The organism is Streptomyces sp. NBC_01320 (assembly GCF_035974375.1).
Lineage (GTDB): Bacteria > Actinomycetota > Actinomycetes > Streptomycetales > Streptomycetaceae > Streptomyces > Streptomyces yanii.
Window position 1 is genome coordinate 10,325,327 of sequence record NZ_CP108390.1, and the last position, 18,562, is coordinate 10,343,888.

14 protein-coding genes and 2 pseudogenes are annotated in these 18,562 nt (G+C 69.0%); 10 read left to right on the forward strand and 6 right to left on the reverse strand.

The features are described 5' to 3' along the window. Positions 1-5: 5 nt before the first annotated feature. Complete coding sequence (locus tag OG395_RS46855; protein WP_327248364.1) at positions 6-779, reverse strand: IclR family transcriptional regulator; 774 nt, start codon at positions 777-779, stop codon at positions 6-8. 128 nt (positions 780-907) lie between these two features. Here OG395_RS46855 and hutH point away from each other — a divergent pair, with 128 nt between their 5' ends. The 3 genes from hutH (at position 908) to OG395_RS46870 (ending at position 8,024) form a co-directional block, all read left to right on the forward strand. Further along, a complete protein-coding gene (gene hutH, locus OG395_RS46860) occupies positions 908-2,443 on the forward strand; it encodes a histidine ammonia-lyase (protein ID WP_327248365.1) in 1,536 nt (511 codons plus the stop codon). A 157-nt stretch (positions 2,444-2,600) separates the two neighbouring features. Then, on the forward strand, positions 2,601-3,803 hold the full coding sequence (gene hutI, locus OG395_RS46865; RefSeq protein ID WP_327248366.1) for an imidazolonepropionase: 1,203 nt from the start codon (positions 2,601-2,603) through the stop codon (positions 3,801-3,803). A gap of 1,227 nt (positions 3,804-5,030) precedes the next feature. Next, positions 5,031-8,024 carry a family 16 glycoside hydrolase gene (locus OG395_RS46870; RefSeq protein ID WP_327248367.1) on the forward strand — a complete coding sequence of 998 codons (2,994 nt, stop codon included), beginning with the start codon at positions 5,031-5,033 and terminating at the stop codon, positions 8,022-8,024. A gap of 183 nt (positions 8,025-8,207) precedes the next feature. On the opposite strand, the pseudogene OG395_RS46875 reads toward OG395_RS46870, so the two are convergent. Both OG395_RS46875 and OG395_RS58635 read right to left on the reverse strand, forming a co-directional pair. Then, positions 8,208-8,309: pseudogene (locus tag OG395_RS46875) on the reverse strand (IS5-like element IS4811 family transposase); the annotation flags it as partial. Then, a complete protein-coding gene (locus tag OG395_RS58635; RefSeq protein WP_442818799.1) occupies positions 8,309-8,731 on the reverse strand; it encodes a transposase in 423 nt (140 codons plus the stop codon). The gene OG395_RS58635 and the pseudogene OG395_RS46875, both read right to left, overlap by 1 nt. 69 nt (positions 8,732-8,800) lie before the next feature. Between OG395_RS58635 and OG395_RS46885 the strand changes: the two genes are divergently transcribed. Then, positions 8,801-9,637 carry an SMI1/KNR4 family protein gene (locus OG395_RS46885; RefSeq protein ID WP_327248368.1) on the forward strand — a complete coding sequence of 279 codons (837 nt, stop codon included), beginning with the start codon at positions 8,801-8,803 and terminating at the stop codon, positions 9,635-9,637. Between the two features lie 105 nt (positions 9,638-9,742). Here the strand turns inward: OG395_RS46885 and OG395_RS58640 are convergent, their stop codons facing one another. The 3 genes and pseudogenes from OG395_RS58640 to OG395_RS46895 form a co-directional block, all read right to left on the reverse strand. Next, positions 9,743-10,057, reverse strand: a complete 315-nt coding sequence (locus tag OG395_RS58640) for a hypothetical protein (RefSeq protein WP_442818685.1) — start codon at positions 10,055-10,057, stop codon at positions 9,743-9,745. 660 nt (positions 10,058-10,717) lie between these two features. Further along, positions 10,718-10,900: pseudogene (locus tag OG395_RS58645) on the reverse strand (hypothetical protein); the annotation flags it as partial. Between the two features lies 1 nt (position 10,901). After that, complete coding sequence (locus OG395_RS46895; protein WP_327248369.1) at positions 10,902-11,969, reverse strand: LacI family DNA-binding transcriptional regulator; 1,068 nt, start codon at positions 11,967-11,969, stop codon at positions 10,902-10,904. 154 nt (positions 11,970-12,123) lie between these two features. Here OG395_RS46895 and OG395_RS46900 point away from each other — a divergent pair, with 154 nt between their 5' ends. Genes OG395_RS46900 through OG395_RS46925 form a run of 6 tightly spaced genes read left to right on the forward strand, consistent with a single transcriptional unit; the run spans position 12,124 to position 18,559 of the window. Then, positions 12,124-13,194 (forward strand): C45 family peptidase, encoded by a 1,071-nt coding sequence (locus OG395_RS46900; protein WP_327248370.1) that lies wholly within the window; start codon positions 12,124-12,126, stop codon positions 13,192-13,194. 8 nt (positions 13,195-13,202) lie between these two features. Then, positions 13,203-14,849, forward strand: coding sequence for an amidohydrolase (locus OG395_RS46905; protein WP_327248371.1), 1,647 nt, complete (start codon positions 13,203-13,205; stop codon positions 14,847-14,849). Next, positions 14,846-15,865 carry an ABC transporter permease gene (locus tag OG395_RS46910; protein WP_327248372.1) on the forward strand — a complete coding sequence of 340 codons (1,020 nt, stop codon included), beginning with the start codon at positions 14,846-14,848 and terminating at the stop codon, positions 15,863-15,865. The genes OG395_RS46905 and OG395_RS46910 overlap by 4 nt, the downstream gene beginning before the upstream one ends. Then, positions 15,862-16,737, forward strand: coding sequence for an ABC transporter permease (locus OG395_RS46915; protein WP_327248373.1), 876 nt, complete (start codon positions 15,862-15,864; stop codon positions 16,735-16,737). The genes OG395_RS46910 and OG395_RS46915 overlap by 4 nt, the downstream gene beginning before the upstream one ends. Continuing rightward, positions 16,734-17,756 carry an ABC transporter ATP-binding protein gene (locus tag OG395_RS46920; RefSeq protein ID WP_327248374.1) on the forward strand — a complete coding sequence of 341 codons (1,023 nt, stop codon included), beginning with the start codon at positions 16,734-16,736 and terminating at the stop codon, positions 17,754-17,756. Before OG395_RS46915 ends, OG395_RS46920 begins: the two co-directional genes overlap by 4 nt. Next, the gene (locus OG395_RS46925; protein WP_327248375.1) at positions 17,753-18,559 is read left to right on the forward strand and encodes an ABC transporter ATP-binding protein; all 807 of its coding nucleotides are present in this window, start codon (positions 17,753-17,755) and stop codon (positions 18,557-18,559) included. Before OG395_RS46920 ends, OG395_RS46925 begins: the two co-directional genes overlap by 4 nt. Positions 18,560-18,562 lie beyond the last annotated feature (3 nt).

An 18,562-nucleotide genomic window follows, 5' to 3' on the forward strand; every position in this document is an offset into this window, starting at 1 on the left:
ATGTGTCATAGCTGTGGCGCGGTGGTGCCGCCCACCCGGCGGGTCAGCTCCCGCGCCGTCTGCGTCACGTGGCCGGCGATCCGGTGGCGTTCTGACTCGTCGGCCGACTCACCCGGGAAGGTGACGGAGACGCCGGCGATCGGGTGGGCGTGGTGGTCCAGCACGGGCGCGGCGACGGAGGAGAGGCCGGGGGTGACCTCGCCTTCCTCCGTGGCGTAGCCACGGCGCCGTACTTGGGTCAGCAGGCCCCGCAGTGCCGTCAGGGAGGCGGGACCGGCGCCGTGTCGCTGCACAAAGGCCGACCTGTCCGGGAAGATCGCCCGCACCTGCGCGGGTGGCAGCAGTGCCAGCACCGCACGGCCGCTGGCGGTCAGGTGGGCCGGTAGCCGCACCCCCACCTCGCTGACGAGCGGCGGCTGGCCGGGGGCGCGCTCCTCGATGACGTAGATGACCTCGCGGCCGTGCAGCACGGCGAGGTTCGCGTTGTGCCCGGTTCGGTCCACGAGCGTGGCCAGTGGCGCCCGGGCCAGCCGCTGGAACGGCGCTTGGCGTTCGTATCCAGAGGCCAGTTCGAAGGCGCTGACGCCGAGGCCGTAGCGGCGTTCCTCCGGCAGATGGACGACGAAGCCGTCCGCGGCGAGGGTGTCGAGCAGGTGGTAGGTCGTCGAGCGGGGCAGACCCACGTCGCGGCTGATGGCGGCTGCGGGCACGGGTGTGGCTTGCCGCGCCAGGTAGCGCAGCACGGCCAGCACCTGGGCTGCGGCCGGGACGATGCTCATGGGCAGAGCGTAGACCAGTGAAAACGCAGACCGAACGTCTGCTATCTCAGACGCAATGTCTGGGATAGCAGACGCTTTTCGCCCGGAGGCTCTCGCAGACCCGCGCCGGCCTGCGGCTTCATGGGGGCATGACCGTTGTTGTTGGTGTCGGCGCACTCTTCGCCGACGAAGTTGTGTCCGTTGCCCGTCTCGGGACCCCGGTGGCCCTTGCCCCGGAGGCTCTCAAGGAAATCGCTCGCAGTCGCGAGGTCGTCCAGGCCCTCGCCGACGACGCGAAGCCCCACTACGGTGTCTCCACCGGTTTCGGTGCCCTGGCGACCCGCCATATTCCCACCGAGCTGCGTGCCCAGCTTCAGCGCAGCCTGGTGCGTTCGCACGCCGCGGGTTCGGGACCCGAGGTGGAGCGTGAGGTGGTCCGCGCGCTGATGCTGCTGCGCCTGTCCACCCTCGCCACCGGCCGTACGGGCGTGCGGACGGAGACCGCGGAGGCGTACGCGGCGTTGCTGAACGCCGGCATCACCCCGATCGTTCACGAGTACGGCTCGCTCGGCTGCTCCGGCGACCTCGCTCCCCTCGCGCACTGCGCGCTCGCGGTGATGGGCGAGGGCGAGGTCCGCACCGCCGAGGGTGTGCGCAAGCCCGCCGGCGAGGCGCTCGCCGACGCGGGCATCGCTCCGGTCGTGCTGGAGGAGAAGGAGGGCCTTGCCCTCATCAACGGCACAGACGGCATGCTGGGCATGCTTGTTCTTGCTGCCCACGACCTGCGTCGCCTGCTGCGTACGGCCGACATCGCCGCCGCGATGAGCGTCGAGGGCCAGCTCGGCACCGACGCCGTGTTCGCCGGCGACCTGCAGGCGCTGCGCCCGCATCCGGGCCAGGCAGACAGCGCCGGTAACCTGCGCTCCCTGCTCGCCGACTCGGCGATCGTCGCCAGCCACAAGGGGCCGGAGTGCACCCGCGTCCAGGACGCGTACTCGCTGCGCTGCACGCCGCAGGTCCACGGCACGGCCCGCGACACTGTTGCCCACGCGGAGCTGGTGGCCTCCCGCGAGCTGGCCGCCGCCGTCGACAACCCCGTCGTGACCCTCGACGGGAGGGTGGAGAGCAACGGCAACTTTCACGGGGCCCCGGTCGCCGCCGTGCTCGACTTCCTGGCCATTTCGGTCGCCGACCTCGCCTCGATCTCCGAGCGCCGCACCGACCGGTTCCTCGACCCGGCCCGCAACCGTGGCCTCAACGCCTTTCTGGCCGACGACCCGGGTGTCGACTCCGGCCACATGATCGCGCAGTACACGCAGGCCGCGATCGTCTCCGAGCTCAAGCGGCTGGCCGTGCCGGCCTCCACCGACTCGATCCCCTCCAGCGCCATGCAGGAGGACCATGTCTCGATGGGGTGGTCCGCCGCCCGCAAGCTGCGCCGCGCCGTCGACGGACTCGGCCGCGTCCTCGCGGTGGAGCTCTACACCGCCGCCCGCGCTCTTGACCTGAGGGCTCCGCTGGCTCCGGCGCCGGCCACGGCCGCTGTGCGCGACGGGCTGCGCGAGACGGTCGACGGTCCCGGCACGGACCGCTGGCTCGCCCCGGAAATCGAGGCGACCGTCCAGTACGTGACCTCCGGCCGCGCTCTGGCCGCCGCGGAGGCGGTCACCGGCCGACTGGTCTGACCGGCACGTTCGCCTGCGCGCCGCCCGGACTTCTGGGCCCGGGCGGCGCGCAGGCCCCCTGTCGGATGCGTTCGGGCGTGGTACCGCACCTTGCGGCGGGACTGCATACGCAACCGGCCCCGAACGGCCGGTCGCACGATCACCCAGGAGTATCCACATGGATTCGCACCATCCGCCAAGCACCCTCGTCACCAATATCGGCTCGCTGATCACCAACGACCCCGTCCTCGGTGAGGGTCCGCTCGGCCTTCTCACCGACGCCGCGCTCCTCATCGACGGGACCGACATCGCCTGGGTCGGCCCCGCCGCCCATGCTCCGGCGGCCGACGAGCAGGTGGACGCCGGCGGCCGGGCTGTGATTCCCGGCTTCGTCGACTCCCACTCCCACCTCGTCTTCGCCGGGGACCGCACGGCCGAGTTCAACGCCCGCATGTTGGGGCGCCCGTACTCGGCCGGCGGTATCCGGACCACCGTCGACGCCACCCGCGCCGCACCCGACGGCCACCTGCACGCGACGGTCGAGCGTCACGTCCGCGAGGCGCTCCGGCAGGGCACCACCACCCTGGAGACGAAATCCGGTTACGGCCTGACGGTTCATGACGAGGCGCGCGCCGTGTCTGTCGCCGCCGCCCACACCGACGAGGTCACCTACCTCGGCGCCCACCTCGTGCCCCCGGAGTTCGCCGACGACCCGGGCGGCTACGTCGACCTCGTCACCGGCCCCATGCTTGACGCGTGCGCGCCGCACGCCCGCTGGGCGGACGTCTTCTGCGAGCAGGGCGCCTTCGACGGTGACCAGGCGCGGGCGGTCCTCACCGCGGCGGCGGCCCGGGGCCTCGTGCCCCGTGTTCACGCCAACCAGCTCACCTACGGGCCGGGCGTTCAGCTCGCCGTTGAACTGGAGGCGGCCTCGGCCGACCACTGCACGTACCTCACCGACGCCGACGTGGACGCTCTGGCGCAGGGGGAGACCGTCGCCACCCTGCTGCCGGGATCGGACTTCTCCACCCGCTCGCCCTATCCCGACGCCCGCCGTCTGATCGACGCGGGTGCCACGGTCGCGCTCTCTCCCAACTGCAACCCCGGCTCGTCCTACACGAGTTCCATGGCCTTTTGCATCGCCCTGGCCGTCCGGGAGATGCGCATGACGCCGGACGAGGCACTGTGGGCGGCGACGGCCGGTGGTGCGCGTGCCTTGCGCCGTACGGACGTCGGCCGGCTCTCCCCGGGGGCGCGGGCCGACCTCGTCGTCCTGGACGCTCCCTCCCACGTGCATCTGGCCTACCGCCCGGGGGTGCCGCTGGTGTCGGCGGTCCGGCGAGCGGGCCGTCGGTACGAAGGGGTTCGTCACGGTGAATGACCAGCCGGCCGCCAGTGTGCACAACAGCGTCGGCCAGTTGCGCGCCGACGCCTGGAGCTCGCTGGTGGACCTCACCCACCAGCTCTCGGACCGAAGGCGCGGACGTGCATCCGCGAGCAGCCGGGCCGATCGAGGAGCTGTTCCGGCTGCCGGCACCGATCGAAAATTGCTGTGCCTTCCCCGGTAAGACCGGGCTCGAGGAGCTTTGCCGGCTGTATGAGAACGGGGAACACCAGCACTTGGCCAGGCGCACCGAGGACCTCAACCGCGCACTGGGCAGCGACAGCCACCGCAACACCACATCTTCCTCGACTGCCCCCATGGCCTCCTCAGCGGTGCCCAGGGGGCTCGGCGACGATGAGACGGCGCAGGACCGAGACACCCGGCATCAGGTGATCTGGTGGCGCGGCGCCAGGATATCGACGGCCCTGTCCCGGTCGCTCAACGACAGCAAGCGCAGCATCGTGAACGCGTTCGTCACACCGAAGCGGACCAGTCGCAGCAGCATGGCGGATCATCGTGCCGCGCTGATCGCCAACCGCGCGAGGGCCCGGTGCCATCAGCCACGGCTGACATGCCCCAGACCCCGTACACGGCTCCCACCAGGATGGATTAGTTTTCGACAAGGGCAGGGCCAGTTCTCATGAGGGTCCTTCGGGCGGTCCGGCACGCACTGCCGGGAATCTCGCAGGACGATTCCAAGTTCGACAGGGCCGCAACAAGAGAAGGGCCCTTGCGGGTTTGCGACTTGTCGGTAGTCCGCCACACCGGGCGGAGTTCACCGAGGCGGGGGAGTGGCATGCTTCCGGGCGAGCCGGGGCCCACTCGACTCCGCGGAGGCGACGTATCGAGATGCTGCCAGGCCCGCACGCTCACCGACGCCGTTGATGTGGTGAAGGCGCCGATGGCAGTGGTCCCGCCCGACGAGAGCGGGTCGATGCCGTGTCAGCAGGACTGCAGCGCCGCCGACTTTGTCCGATGTGCGGGAAACCCTGCCTGACATCAGCGTGTGTCGGTTGTGACACAACAGAGTTTGTACTCACTGATGACAAACTTATAGACGCAGTAGGCAAAGGGCTCCTATGGTGTGCGACGCCTGGTCGAATCCAGGCATCTCACGCACACCGCACGTCATTTCGGGTCGGCGCGACGCCGACCGCACCACCTCGTCGTCCCGTACCACCGCCATGGGCGCCCCTCCACGGGGTGGCCCCCCGGGGAGGATGCATGAGTTTACGGTCCCGCTCCAGATCCCGCAGACGGCTGACCGGTCTGGTCGCCGTCTCGTTCCTGTTCGGCTGCTTCACGTCGGCACCGGCCGGCGCCGCGGATGCCGCCGAAGACCTACCACCGCAGGAACCGGGCGTCACGCTGCGCGTCTTCGACATCGGGCTGCCGATGAACGAGATCTGCGTGCTCAAGCCCGGACAGACCCCGAACGTCGACAAGTTGATGCCCACCGTCGACTTGTCCACGACCGAGCATTTCGGTGTCGCTGACAACTTCGTCTCGCAAGTGATCGGCAACATCGAGGTTCCCGAAGACGGGACCTACACCTTCCGGCTTACCAGCGACGACGGCTCACGCCTGACCATCGACGACCGGACGGTCATCGACCACGACGGTCTCCACGCAGCCGAGCCCAAGGACGGCACGGTCTCGCTGACGGCAGGTCACCATCCCTTGCGCATCGACCACTTCGACCGTACGGGCGGCCAGCAGATCACACTGGCCTGGAAACCACCGGGCGCCGCTGCCTTCTCTCTCGTACCGAACTCGGCACTGAGCACCGACGCCGATGTCGTACGCGTGACGGCCCCCGGCCGCAAGCAGTGCGAGAGCGGCACCGACACCCCTGGCGACGGACTGCCGCTGAACGCCGCACACCCCGACTACACTCTGACGGACCTGCGACCCGACGGCTTCAAACCGCAAGTCACCGGCATGGACTGGCTCCCGGACGGCCGCCTGGCCGTGACCACGTGGGGTGGCACGGACAAGACCGAGGGCGAGGTGTACCTCCTCGACAACGTCACTGGGCGGACCGGCCCCGACAAGGTGACGGTGAAGAAGGTCGCGAGCGGTCTCAAGGAGCCGATGGGCATCAAGGCGCTCGACGGGGCCCTGTACGTGTCGCAGAAGCACGAACTCACCGAGCTGCGCGACACCGACGGTGACGACGTCACCGACAAGCGGCGCACGGTGGCAACCTGGCCATACGGCGGCAACTTCCACGAGTTCGCCTTCGGCATGCTGTACCGCGACGGGTTCTTCTACCTCAACCTCTCCGTCGCGATCAACTACGGTGGCGCGACGACGAATCCGCAGCCCGCGCCGAACCGCGGCACCACGATCAAGGTGAACCGGAAGACCGGCAAGGTGACCTACCTGGCCGGCGGCCTGCGCACCCCGAACGGCATCGGCTGGGGCCCCGGCGGTGACATCTTCGTCGCCGACAACCAGGGCGGCTGGCTCCCCGCCTCCAAGCTGGTGCGCATCAAGCCCGACCGCTTCTTCAACCACTACACCAACCCGGCCGGCCCGTTCGACGACCAGCCGGTGACCGAACCGGTGCTGTGGCTGCCGCAGAATGAGATCGCCAACTCTCCCAGCACCCCGATCCTCCTGAAGAAGGGCCCCTACGCAGGCCAGATGCTGTTCGGCGACGTGACCTACGGCGGGCTGCAGCGTGCCTTCCTGGAGAAGGTCAAGGGCAAGGACCAGGGCGCCGTCTTCCGCCACACGCAGGGCCTCGAGGCGGGTGTCAACCGCATCAGCGAGGGCCCGGACGGGGCGATCTACGCGGGCGGTCTGGGCGCGGGAGGCAACTGGGGCCAGGAGGGTAAGCTGACCCACGGTCTGCAGAAACTCACCCCCAATGGCGGCAAGGCGTTCGATATCCTGGCCATGCGGGCCAAGCGGGGCGGATTCGAGCTGGAGTACACCCAGCCGCTGTCCCAGGAGACGGCGGACAGGCTTGCCCAGAACTATCAGGTCAAGCAGTGGCGCTACGTCCCGACACCGTCGTACGGCGGCCCCAAGGTCGACGAGGAGACCCTCGCCGTGAGCTCCGCCCGGCTCTCCGAGGACCGGAGGAAGGTCACTCTGGAGATCACCGGTCTCAAGCCCGACCGTGTCGTGCACGTGCGCTCGCCGCGTCCGTTCAGCTCCGCCGACGGCGAGACGCTGTGGAGCACCGAAGCTTGGTACACACTCAACGCCATGCCCGGCAAACAGCCCGCGACGACGGCATACGAGGCGGAGGAAGCCAAGCTCTCCGGCGGCGCGGGCGTCGCCACCGACCACGCGGGCTACTCCGGCAGCGGCTTCGTCGCCGGCTACGGCACCCAAGGCGCGTCCACCTCGTTCACCGTCGACGTGGACGAGGCGGGCGCGTACGACGTGGCCCTGAGGTATGCGAATGGTCCAAACCCCTTCACCGGCACAAAGACGGTGAGCGTGTACGTGGGTGACGAGAAAGTGAAGCAGTCGAGCCTGCTCAGTACGGGCGGCTGGGCGAACTGGTCCACCCGTACCGAGACGCTGAAGCTGCGCGAGGGATCCAACACGATCACCTACCGAGTGGACGAGGGCGACACCGGACACGTCAACCTCGACATGATCAGCGTCCATCCCGAGGGCGAACGCATCGTCCTGTTCGATGGCGCGGACCGCGCGGCCTGGCAGCAGACGGACGGTCGCACCGCCCAGTGGCCACTGACGGGCGGCGGAATGGAGGTCTGCTGCGGCGACCTGCGCACCAAGCAGTCGTTCGGCGATTTCAAACTCCACACCGAGTTCTGGCTGCCGGAGCTGCCGCCTGAGGTGACGGGCCAGAACCGGGCCAATAGCGGCATCTATCTGCAGGACCGCTACGAGATCCAGATCCTTGACTCGTTCGGCGACACGACGCCCGCCGACGACGAGGCCGGCGCGATCTACAAGCAGAAGGCCGCCGACGCCAACGCCGCCCGCCCACCGGGCACCTGGCAGACGTACGACATCACCTTCCGCGCGGCGCGCTTCGACGAAAAGGGCGCGAAGACCGAGGACGCTCGCGTCACGGTGGTGTGGAACGGCGTGACCGTCCACGACGACGTGGCCATCACCGGCCCGACCGGTGCCGGCGCTCCGGAAGGACCGGCCGCGGGCTCCGTCCGCCTCCAGGACCACGGCAACAAGGTGCGGTACCGCAACATCTGGATCGAGCCGCTTTCGTAACGGCACACGAGCGCGGCGCGCGAAGCGGTGGCCGGCCCGGGCATGCCCGGGCCGGCCACCGCCGTTCGTCGGGTGGGCGCTACTTCTCGAGCACTGTGGTCCGCGTCGGCGGCAGGCGCAGCGTCTCCCGGAAGGAGAACGGCACCACCAGCGCCGACACGACCGCCAGGCCCATCAGGTGGGGTGCTGTTTGGCCCAGGTCACGAGCTTGCCGGCATAGACGCGGTCGGCCCGGACGATGGTGATCTCGAGGTGCATGAGTCGCCAGCGGAAGAGGACTTCCTTCACTCGTGGATGGCATGAGACCGCCCGAGGGGGATCACGGCGGCGGTTCGCCGAGCTTCCTGTTTTTGCATGGCTGCTTGCTCGGCGAGGAGCGTGGTAATCACGATTGCGGCGGCGTCCAGCTGGTCTTGGAGGCGGCGACACTTCCGGCGGCTTTCCTGGAGCTTTCTGCGGGCCTCGGCCAGCTCCTCGCGGTGCTGGCGTTGAAGGGCCTCGGCCGGGGATTCGGTGACGCGGCTGTCCCATTCGGTGAGGACCGCGGTGGCCCGGTTCATGGTGGCCCTGCTGACGCCTCGACCGGCCGGGCTCACACCGCAGAGCGCGGCAAATGAGGCTTCGCTGGCCATGCGCTCCGGATTGTCGCCGGCCGCCATCAGCAACGCAGCCGCGGTATCCGAGCCGACGCCGTAGCGGTCCAGCAGCTTCGGTGCACAGGCCGTAAACGTCGGTGAGCACGTCCATTGTCAGTGCGGTGCGCTTTGCTGTCCGCCATGGAGCTTACGCAAGGGACTGTCAACGACCTACTGGCCCAACTCGGCCCGGGAGACGGCTATACGTACCTGCCCAACGACCTGAACCTGCAGGACCTGACCGACCTGCTCGACAGCAGGTACGGCGCCCCGCGAACCCTCGTCCTCGACGGCTTCACCGACCCGACGGTCGACGAGTCCAGGGGCGGGGCTCTCCTCGTCCCCTTCGAGGACCGGGCCGTGACGATACGGGCGTGGGCGTACGGGAATCAGTGGGTCGGCACGGGTACGGCGCGGGACCCCGAGGGGGACGAGCGGTCGGTATTGGTGGTCGCTCACAGGGAGGTGCCAGAACTCTTGGCGGTCGCTCACAGGGAGGTGCCAGAACTCTTGGCGGTCGCTCCGGGCAAGGACGAGGACGTCGACTGGATGGAGCGGCTCAGGCGGATCACAGGCTGGACACAGCCCGCCCAGCGGCCGGACGCGGACTGGGCGGAGGTGGAGTCGCGCCTGGGCACCGCGCTGCCGAGTGACTACAAGCGCATGGTCGAGACGTTCGGCGAGGGCGCCTTTGACGGATACCTGGACCTGAACCAGGAGCCGTGGACGGATCTCAGGGAGGACGGTCTGCTCATCTGGGCGGGCACTGAGCACGAGGATCTGTATACCTGGAGGGCCGACGGCGACGACCCCGACCGTTGGCCTGTCGTGGTCCGGTCCTTCGACGGCGAGGACGTCTCCTTCGACTGCACGGCCGCGGAGTTCGTCTGTCGCATCCTCATTGACCCGCACCACCCGTTTACGATGGCCGGCTATTTCGACACCCACTGGTTCATGAACTACCGGGAAAGCGGCTGACCGACCCCCGCCGCCAACGGCATCCGCAGCCTGGTGGACGCTGCCTTCGGGGAGCAGGGCAGGAACACTCGTCCGCCACAGCAGACTCGCCGTATGCAATGACATCTACGGGGAGCCGTCCGCGCGGCCATCGCCAGCTCCCAGCTCGGCGGAAGCTCGCCGGGAGCAGCCGACGGTGTCGGAGCAGCCCGCTGCGAGCTTCTCGAGCGCCAACCGTTCCTTGTCGTCCGCGGCAAGCTTCCAGCGAAGCTTCGTGGCCACCCAGTCGGCACCGTACGTGCGCTGAGCGGACGCGGCCTGCGGCAACCACTCGGCCGGGTCCCGGTCCGCCTTGGACCGGTTCGTCTTCGCGGTGACGGCGACCAGCGACCTGTCGGCGTCGAGGTCGTCGGCGTACTGCTCGCGCCGATCACATCCCACTTCGAGGCCCCGGAGGCCCAGGCCTCGGCCAACGGTACGACGTGATCAATATCGAGCTTGGTCGCCGTAGCCACGGTGACCTCGTCGTAGTAGCTCAGCCACTCGCTGCCGGTCAGTGCACACTGTGCCCCCTGGGGCGGCGCCGTCACTGCCTCCGCGATCAGGAATTCCTTCCTGGTATCGCACCCGCCCTTGTCCGGGTCGACCCACAGACGGAAGCTGTCGCGCTCGTACCCAGCACGGTCCTCATCCTCGGCCGGAATATTCGCGATGGCCTCGGCCAGGGACAGGTCTTCACCGCCTGCAGGAGCGCCTGGTGCTGCGGATGCCTTGCCCGACTGGGAAGCGGGCGCCGACGGCTTGGAGTCGGCTCCCGAATCCGCCGCGCCTGGATTGCACCCGACGAGAGAAGCGACGAGGAGGGCGGTGGCGATCGGGGCGGCCCATTCGGTGTCCACACCCGCCAACCTATTCACACCTTCCGCCCGGCACGGGGGAGTTGTGGCGGTTCAGAACCTGTCCGCCGTGGAGTTCCTGACGGGACCTTCCTCCTGAGCGCTTCAGTTGGCGAGGCACGTCAATTGAAGCGTTGAGTCACAGCCGCCTGGCACAGCCCGCCGACGGCGCGTCACATCACAACCGGGCGAACGTTGCCTGATGCAGTACCAGCCGCTGCCGATAGCGCTGTGCTCTGTCCGCCCGACGCAGCAACTGTCGCAGCAGCCGCCCCCGTTCCTCCACGGGTGCGTGTCCCACCGCCATGCGCACCACGTCGTCCCACTGGTCGGCGTGGGCGTCGCGGACCAGGACGCCGAAGTCGCGGGCCTCGACCGCCGCCTTTGCGTCAGGCGTTCGTGTCGGTGCGTCGCGAGGATGCGCGGACCCGGAACCGGGCGGTTGTCAGGACCGGTCCCGCGCTCGGCTCGCCCGCGATGCGCGCTTGGAGAAGGTCGAGCAGCGCCAACGTCGTTTCCGCGGCGTTGAGTTCGACTGCCGAGATGGCGGGCCGGCTGTGCCGGGTGTGCTCAGAGTCGGAAGCCGCGGCAAGCATCGTCCGATCGGGCACAGCGACGCCGCGAGCCGTGAGGCCCGCGAGCACACCAGCCGCCTGACGACCGGTGTGGCACAGGATCGCATCGGGGATCCCGTCGTCCACGATCGCGTGCGCGATGTTCTCGCCGCCGTGCTCGCCGGCGCGCTCGGCCGACGTGTAGACGCGCGGCGTGATCCCGACGCTCTCACACCATGCGCGGTACGTCGCCTCGCTGTCGATGTTCCACGCATTGGGGTCGGTTCCGCGCAACAGCACGATCGACCGGGCACCGGATGCGGCGAAGTGCTCGTAGATACGCCGGAAGCTTGAGCCCTCGTCCTCGGTGGCCCAGTCGGTGAAATTCGGGCGGCTGGGATCGCGTCCCAGCGTCACGTACGGGATCCCACGCCGTTCGAGGAGACCGACCACCGGATCATCCACGTGCGGCATCGTCACGATGTAGCCATCGAGCGACAGCGCCAGTGGTGGTGTCGGCCGCTTCGTTGGGTCAGGCACGAGCATCACACTGAGTCCGCGGTCCATCGCCTGCGCCGAGGCGGCGCCGATGTAGCGAGTGAACACATCGACGCCCCGCGGCGCGTACTCACCCAGCGCGTCCAGCGACCGCATGACGAGTCCGATCGCCCCGACCGACGAACGTCGCAGGCCGCGCGCGAGGGCGTCGGCTTCGTAGTCCATCTCCTCGGCGATGGCCCGGACGCGCAGTCGCGTGGCCGCGCTCAGTGTCCCGGTGTCATTGAGCGCCATCGAGACCGCCGCGACGGAGACACCCGCGCGCTGGGCGACATCGCGAATGGTGACGCCCTTCGATCGAGCCACGGCGACCTCCTTGGTTCGTACCTTCCGATGCTGCCTCACGCCGCCGGACCGCTGTCGCCCACGTAGGCCGGGGCGACAGAAAGAGCAGAAAGTGACATGAGAAACACCATTGTATTAAACGTTTTACCTACCTAGCGTATCGCCCGCCCCTCACCGTGACGGGCCTCACAAGCAAAGGTCGCACAGCAACACCATGAAGCTGCACACACTGCGCACGACCACCACCGACTTCCGCGACCGTGGACGCGAGATCGGCACGCGATACGCGGACCAGGTGCGCGACGTCAGCGCCCGCTACCTGGCGCACTTCAAGGTTCTGGGCGTCTCGGAAACGACCGTCCGCGACATCGTCGCCCACAGCTACGACGCCTTGCGCGACTGGTACCCGGGTCTGGTCGAGGAGTCCGACGGAATCGCCGAGGCATCAGGAATCGAGCCATGGCAGATGGCAGCGGTCGGCGCACGGACCGAAGTACTTGCCGCCGCGCCAGGGAAGGGCGAGTGCACAACCGCCGTGCACGCACCGGCCTCCGGCGGCCCACCCGAGACGATCCAGACGTGGGACTGGCACGACTCGCTCACGCCGGACGGTCTCCTGCTGTCGCTCGTGACCGGAACGCAACGCCGGGTGAAGCTTTTCACCGAGTTCGGCACGGCCGCAAAGATCGGGGTGAACGACGTCGGCCTCGGCCTGCATTTCAACATCCTGAACCATCGCTCCGACAACGCCAACGGCGGCGTGCCCGTCCATGCTGTTGCGCGTCGCGTCCTCGAGGAGGCGACAACGGTGGCGGAAGCCCGCGACATCGTCGCCTCCGCGACCGTGAGCGCATCCACCGTGCTGACCGTCGCAACCTACCGAGACGGCCACGCCGCAGCAGCCTCCATCGAGATGTCACCCTCCGGATTCGCCGTGGTGCAACCCGATACCGACGGCTGGGTCATCCACACGAACCACTTTCTTGATTCCGGCCTCGCCGGCGGTGACACCAGCACTCCGGAATCGGTGTCGGCCGAGCGGTACCACCACACGCACGCTGTGCGCGGCAGCATGACCGGCCGCTCCGCGCCGGAGCGCGCGGCTGCCTTCTGCGGCGGCGACGGTGCCGCCGCCGTGGTGTGCGTCCACGCCGACGATTCCCAGCCGGGCCACGAGCGGTGGAGCACGTTGCTCACGGCATCTCTCGACCTCCCCGGCTTTGCCCTCGAGTACCGGGCAGGCAACCCCGACGCTGCGGCCCGCGAGGGCCTCGACCGGTTCTGAGGAACCCGATGGACAAGGACACGACCATGCCCGCTCATCTCTACCGCAACACCCAAATTTTCACCTCCGACCAACGCCCCTGGGCCGAGTCGCTCGTGGTGGTCGGCGACCGGCTCGCCTACGTCGGCGACGAGGCCACCGCAGCGCGTGTGGCCGGACCGGATGCCCTGATCCACGACCTCGACGGCGCGACCGTCCTCCCCGGATTCGTCGACGGCCACGCGCACGTGGTCGGCACCGGCGAGGCGGCGGCCCAGGTAGATCTCTGGGGCGCCAACACAGTGGAGGAGATCCAGCGGCGCGTCCGGACGTGGGCGCAGGAGAACCCCGACGCACCTCGCGTGCTCGCCACCGGGTGGAAGCACGGTGACATCCCGGGCGGCCTGCCTGATCGGGGCATGCTCGACGCCGTCGTCGCCGACCGGCCCGTCTATGCGCAGGCCTACGACTTCCACTCGATCTGGCTGAACTCGGCCGCCCTCGCCGAAGTCGGCATCGACGACACCACGGCATCACCACCGGGGGGAACGGTCCACCGGGACGAGCGGGGCGCGGCCACCGGCCTGGTCGACGAGACCGCGATGCACCACCTCGTGTGGCCGGTGCTCGACAGCTTCGCCAGTGACTCCGACCGTGACGAGGCCCTGGCGGTCGCCCTGGCGGCGTACGCCGAGTCCGGGATCGTCGGTTCGACCGAGATGGCGCTGGGCGAGGGCGACTACGAGGCGATGCGTCGTGCCGATGCGGCGGGCGTCCTGACCACTCGCATCGCCGCGTTCTGGCGCGTCCAGCCCACCGGTGACGAGGGCGGGAACCTCGCCCAGGTCGAGCGCGCTGTCGAACTCGCCACCCACCGGTCGACCCCGTTCCTGCGCGTGACCGGCATCAAGGTCATGGTCGACGGAACCGTCGACGGGTGCACCGCATCGCTCGGAAAGCCCTACGTGAACGGCACGAGCGCCGACCCGATCTGGAGTCTTGCCGAACTCGCGCCGGTGGTGGCCGCCGCGGACGCGGCCGGCCTGCAGGTCGCCATGCACGCCATCGGTGACGAGGCGATCCGGGTCGCGATCGGCGCCGTCGAGCACGCCGTCGCTCTCAACGGCCCCAAGGAGCGTCGCCACCGCATCGAACACCTCGAAGTCGTCGACCCTGCGGACATCGACCGACTGGCCGCACTCGGCATCACGGCGAGCATGCAGCCCGTGCACGCCGATCCGGCCATCCAGGAGAACTGGCGACGAGTGCTCGGCGACGAGCGGGTCGACCGCGGCTTCCCGTGGCCCGAGATGACCGAGGCAGGAGCCACGCTCGTCCTCGGCACCGACTCCCCCACGTCGCCGCACGCCCCGCTGCCCAACATGTTCATCGCGGCGACACGGCGCTCGGCCCTGGATCCGTCACTGCCCGCCAACCACGCGCACTACGCCCTGCCACTGGCGGACGCGGTCGTCCACGCCACCCGTGACGCCGCCTGGGCGAGCCGCTCCGAGCACCTTCACGGCCGTCTCGCCGAGGGCCTGTACGCCGACTTCATCGTTCTCGACCGGGACATCTTCGCCCGGCCACTCGAGGAACTGCTCGACACGCGAGTGCTGCGGACAGTCGTGGGTGGCCACGTGGTCCATCACGCACAGCCGGGGGTGAACCGATGAGTGACGCCACCATGTCGGCACCCGTGCCATCAGGGCAGGTGAAGGCGAAGCAGCGGCCCGCCGGGGTGATGCTGCGGTTCATCGCCACTCGCATCGTGGGACTGGTGGTGACCTTGTTCATCGCGGGCCTGGTCGTCTTCGGAGCGCTGTACGCCGCGCCGGGAAACCCGCTCACCTATCTCACGCACGGTCGCACCATGAGCCCCGACTCGATCGCCGCGATCAAGGCCGAGTATCACCTCGACGACTCCATCTGGCAGCAATACCTCAGGTGGCTGGGCGGCGTGGTGCACGGCGACTTCGGAACATCGATCATCTACAACCAACCGGTGGCGTCGCTGGTCGGAAGTCGCGCCTCCGCGACCACGCTTCTCGTCCTCATGGCCGCGGCGATCGTCCTGGTGCTCGGGTTGGCCATCGGCACTCTCGCCGGCCTCAAGCCCGGCTGGTTGTCGCGGTCCGCCATGGCCGGCGCGACGGGCGTCATGGCGGTGCCGACCTTCGTGGGAGCGGTCGTGCTGATCATCGTGTTCGCCGTCGACCTGGAGTGGTTCCCGGTGTTCGGCGCCGGCCGTGCAGGTCTCGACGAGATCTACCACCTGGTTCTTCCGTCGATCGCGCTCGCTCTCGCGTCGGTCGCGTTCGTGGCGCGACTCGCCCAGACCGCGATCCGACAGGAGCTGTCGGCCGATCACGTGCAGACGGCGATCAGCCGCGGACTGCCCCGCGCAGTCGTCGTACGCAGACATGTGATGCGCAACGCCGCGATGCCGGTGCTCACCGTCGCGGGTCTCACGATCGCGGGTCTGATCGCGGGAAGCGTCGTCGTGGAACAGGTCTTCCAGCTCGGCGGGCTCGGTCAGTTCCTCGTGAATTCGGTGCAGCAGAAGGACTTCCCCGTCGTCCAGGCGATCTGCCTGATGTACGTCGCCGCCTTCATCGTGCTGAACACCCTCATCGACATCGCCTACACACTGCTCGACCCGCGCGTGTCGATCGGGAAGAAGGACTCATGAGCACGACAGCAGCAGTGCGACGCATCGGCGCCCGAAAGGCCGGCCGGCGGACGACGCGTCGTACGAGAGGCATCGGCATGTCCGGTTGGGTGGCGATCGCCCTCCTCGGACTCGTCGTCTGCTTCGCCGTCCTCGCGCCCCTCCTTTCACCGCACGATCCGAACGCCGTCAACCTCTCCGGTGCGTACCAGGGTTCGAGCGGCGCGCACCTGCTGGGAACCGACGCGAGTGGGCGGGACCTTCTCTCGCGCCTCGTCCACGGTTCCCGAACCGCGCTGATCGGACCGTTCCTCGTCGTGGTGATCTCGACGCTTCTCGGGACGACCCTCGCGCTCGCGGCCGTGTGGTTCGGCGGCTGGTTCGACCAGATGGTGGTGCGCGTCGTCGACGCAGTGTTCGCCTTCCCCGGTCTGCTGCTGGCGATCCTGGCGACCGCCCTGTTCGGGTCCGGACTGAACGCCGCCGTTGTGGCGCTGTCCATCGCCTACGTCACCTACATCGCACGGATCGTGCGGAGCGCGGCGCTGCGAGAGCGCTCACTGCCGTACATCGCGGCACTGCAGGTTCAGGGCGTGCACGGGTTGCGGATCGCGTTGCGGCACATCCTGCCCAACGTGGGTGGGCTGATCGTCGCCAACGCCACGCTCGCCTTCGGGTTCGCCCTGATGGACCTCGCCGGCCTCTCGTTCATCGGCCTCGGGGTGCAGCCACCGACGTCGGACTGGGGCGCGATGGTCGGCACCGGTATGGCCGGTGTGCTGCAGCAGCACCCGCAGGAGGCTCTGTTCGCCAGCGCACTCATCGTCATCACCGTCGGTGCCGTGAACATGCTCGGCGACCGACTCACGGAACGCTGGGAGGCACGCTCGTGAACGCACTTCTCGAAGTCGACGGTCTGACCGTTCAGTTGCCGGTCGCGGGCGAGCTACGCACCGTGCTGCGCGATGTCTCGTTCTCACTCGACCGTGGAAGCACTCTCGGCCTGGTCGGCGAGTCCGGTTCGGGCAAGTCGATGACGGTTCGCACCATCGCCCGTCTGCTCCCCGACGGCGCCGACGTCCGGGGCAGCGTCCGCTTCGACGGCGCCGCGGTGTTCGACCTTCGCACCGACGCCCTGCGGTCCTACCGGGCGAAGGACGTCGCGATGATCTTCCAGGACGCACGGGCCTACACGAACCCCGTACGCACGATCGGCGACTTCCTCACCGAGGCGATGCGCACCAACGACCGGATGCCGAAGGCCGCTGCTCGCAAGCGCGCACAGGAGCTGCTCGCCGAGGTCGGGATCGAGGACCCGGAGCGCCGGCTGCGGCAGTTCCCGCACGAGCTCTCCGGCGGCCTGCTGCAGCGGGTGATGATCGCTGCCGCGGTCGCCGCGCGGCCTCGGCTCGTCCTCGCCGACGAGCCGACGACCGCGCTCGATGTCACCACCCAGGCGGAGGTGATGGCGATTCTCGGGCGCATGCAGCGCGAGTACGGCATGGCGATGCTCTTCATCACGCACGACCTGGAGCTCGCCGGTGCCGTGTGCGACGAGACGATCGTGCTGTACGCCGGCCAGGTCATGGAACGCCAGGCGTCGGTGCAGCTGCACGAAGATCCGCTCCACCCCTACACGGCCGCACTGGTGCAGGCGCGGCCCGAGATCGGCCGGCGTGTCGATCGACTGCCCGCGATCACCGGTCATCCGACCACCGCCTACGAGGCGCCTGACGGCTGTGCTTTCGCGCCGCGCTGTCGCTTCGCACAAGAAGAGTGTCGGGCGGGGGTGCCGCCCCTGCTGCAGATCGGTCCGTCGGAGACCCGGTGCGTCCGGATGCCCGGCCTGCGCGGCCAGATGGTGCCGCAGGAGCACGTCGGCTCCGCTTCGAACGAGGAGGTCCAGCGATGACCGAACCGCTGCTCGTGGTCGAGCACCTGACCAAGACGTTCGGCCGTGGGCGGGCCGAGGCGACCGCGGTCGCCGACGTGAGCTTCGCCCTGGCTCCGGGCGGAGCCCTCGGCATCGTCGGCGAATCCGGCTCCGGCAAGACGACCACGGCGCGGATGATCATCGGCCTGGAACGTCCCTCCGGTGGCCGCATCGTGTTCCGTGGCGAGGACCGCACACACCCGGCGCGTTCCGCACGCAGTCGCCGTGAGCGGGGCCGGGACATCCAGATCGTCTTCCAGGACCCGTACACCTCGCTCGACCGCCGTCAGCGCATCGGCGACTGCCTCGCGGAAGTCGTCGGCGTTCATTCCCGGCTCGGCCGCGACGAGACCAGGAAGCGCGTGAGCGAACTCGCCGAGCTCGTCGGACTCGACGACCGGCAGCTCGCGGCACTGCCGAGGTCCCTCTCCGGAGGGCAGCGCCAACGCGTGGCCATCGCTCGTGCGCTCGCCGCCGATCCGGACGTCCTCATCCTCGACGAGGCCGTGTCGGCCCTGGACGTCTCGATCCAGGCACAGATCCTCAATCTGCTCTCCGACATCCGGCAGAAGCGTGGCGTGAGCTACCTGTTCATCAGCCACGATCTCGCCGTCATCCGCCAGGTGACCGACGACACGATCGTCATGCGTCACGGCGCCGTCGTCGAGCAAGGGCCCACCGCCGACGTGCTCGACAACCCTCAAAACCCCTACACCCGCTTGTTGCGCGACAGCGTCCCTCGCAGCGGGTGGGACCCCGAAGCCATCACAGCCCGACAATGACCA

Excerpts from the sequence above, each read along its gene's own strand:
- OG395_RS46905 (WP_327248371.1), top strand. The coding sequence starts at position 13,203 with ATGGACAAGGACACGACCATGCCCGCTCATCTCTACCGCAACACCCAA.
- OG395_RS46885 (WP_327248368.1), top strand. The coding sequence starts at position 8,801 with ATGGAGCTTACGCAAGGGACTGTCAACGACCTACTGGCCCAACTCGGC.
- OG395_RS46925 (WP_327248375.1), top strand. The coding sequence starts at position 17,753 with ATGACCGAACCGCTGCTCGTGGTCGAGCACCTGACCAAGACGTTCGGC.
- OG395_RS46855 (WP_327248364.1), bottom strand. The coding sequence starts at position 779 with ATGAGCATCGTCCCGGCCGCAGCCCAGGTGCTGGCCGTGCTGCGCTAC.
- OG395_RS46870 (WP_327248367.1), top strand. The coding sequence starts at position 5,031 with ATGAGTTTACGGTCCCGCTCCAGATCCCGCAGACGGCTGACCGGTCTG.
- hutI (WP_327248366.1), top strand. The coding sequence starts at position 2,601 with ATGGATTCGCACCATCCGCCAAGCACCCTCGTCACCAATATCGGCTCG.
- OG395_RS46915 (WP_327248373.1), top strand. The coding sequence starts at position 15,862 with ATGAGCACGACAGCAGCAGTGCGACGCATCGGCGCCCGAAAGGCCGGC.
- hutH (WP_327248365.1), top strand. The coding sequence starts at position 908 with ATGACCGTTGTTGTTGGTGTCGGCGCACTCTTCGCCGACGAAGTTGTG.
- OG395_RS46900 (WP_327248370.1), top strand. The coding sequence starts at position 12,124 with ATGAAGCTGCACACACTGCGCACGACCACCACCGACTTCCGCGACCGT.
- OG395_RS46910 (WP_327248372.1), top strand. The coding sequence starts at position 14,846 with ATGAGTGACGCCACCATGTCGGCACCCGTGCCATCAGGGCAGGTGAAG.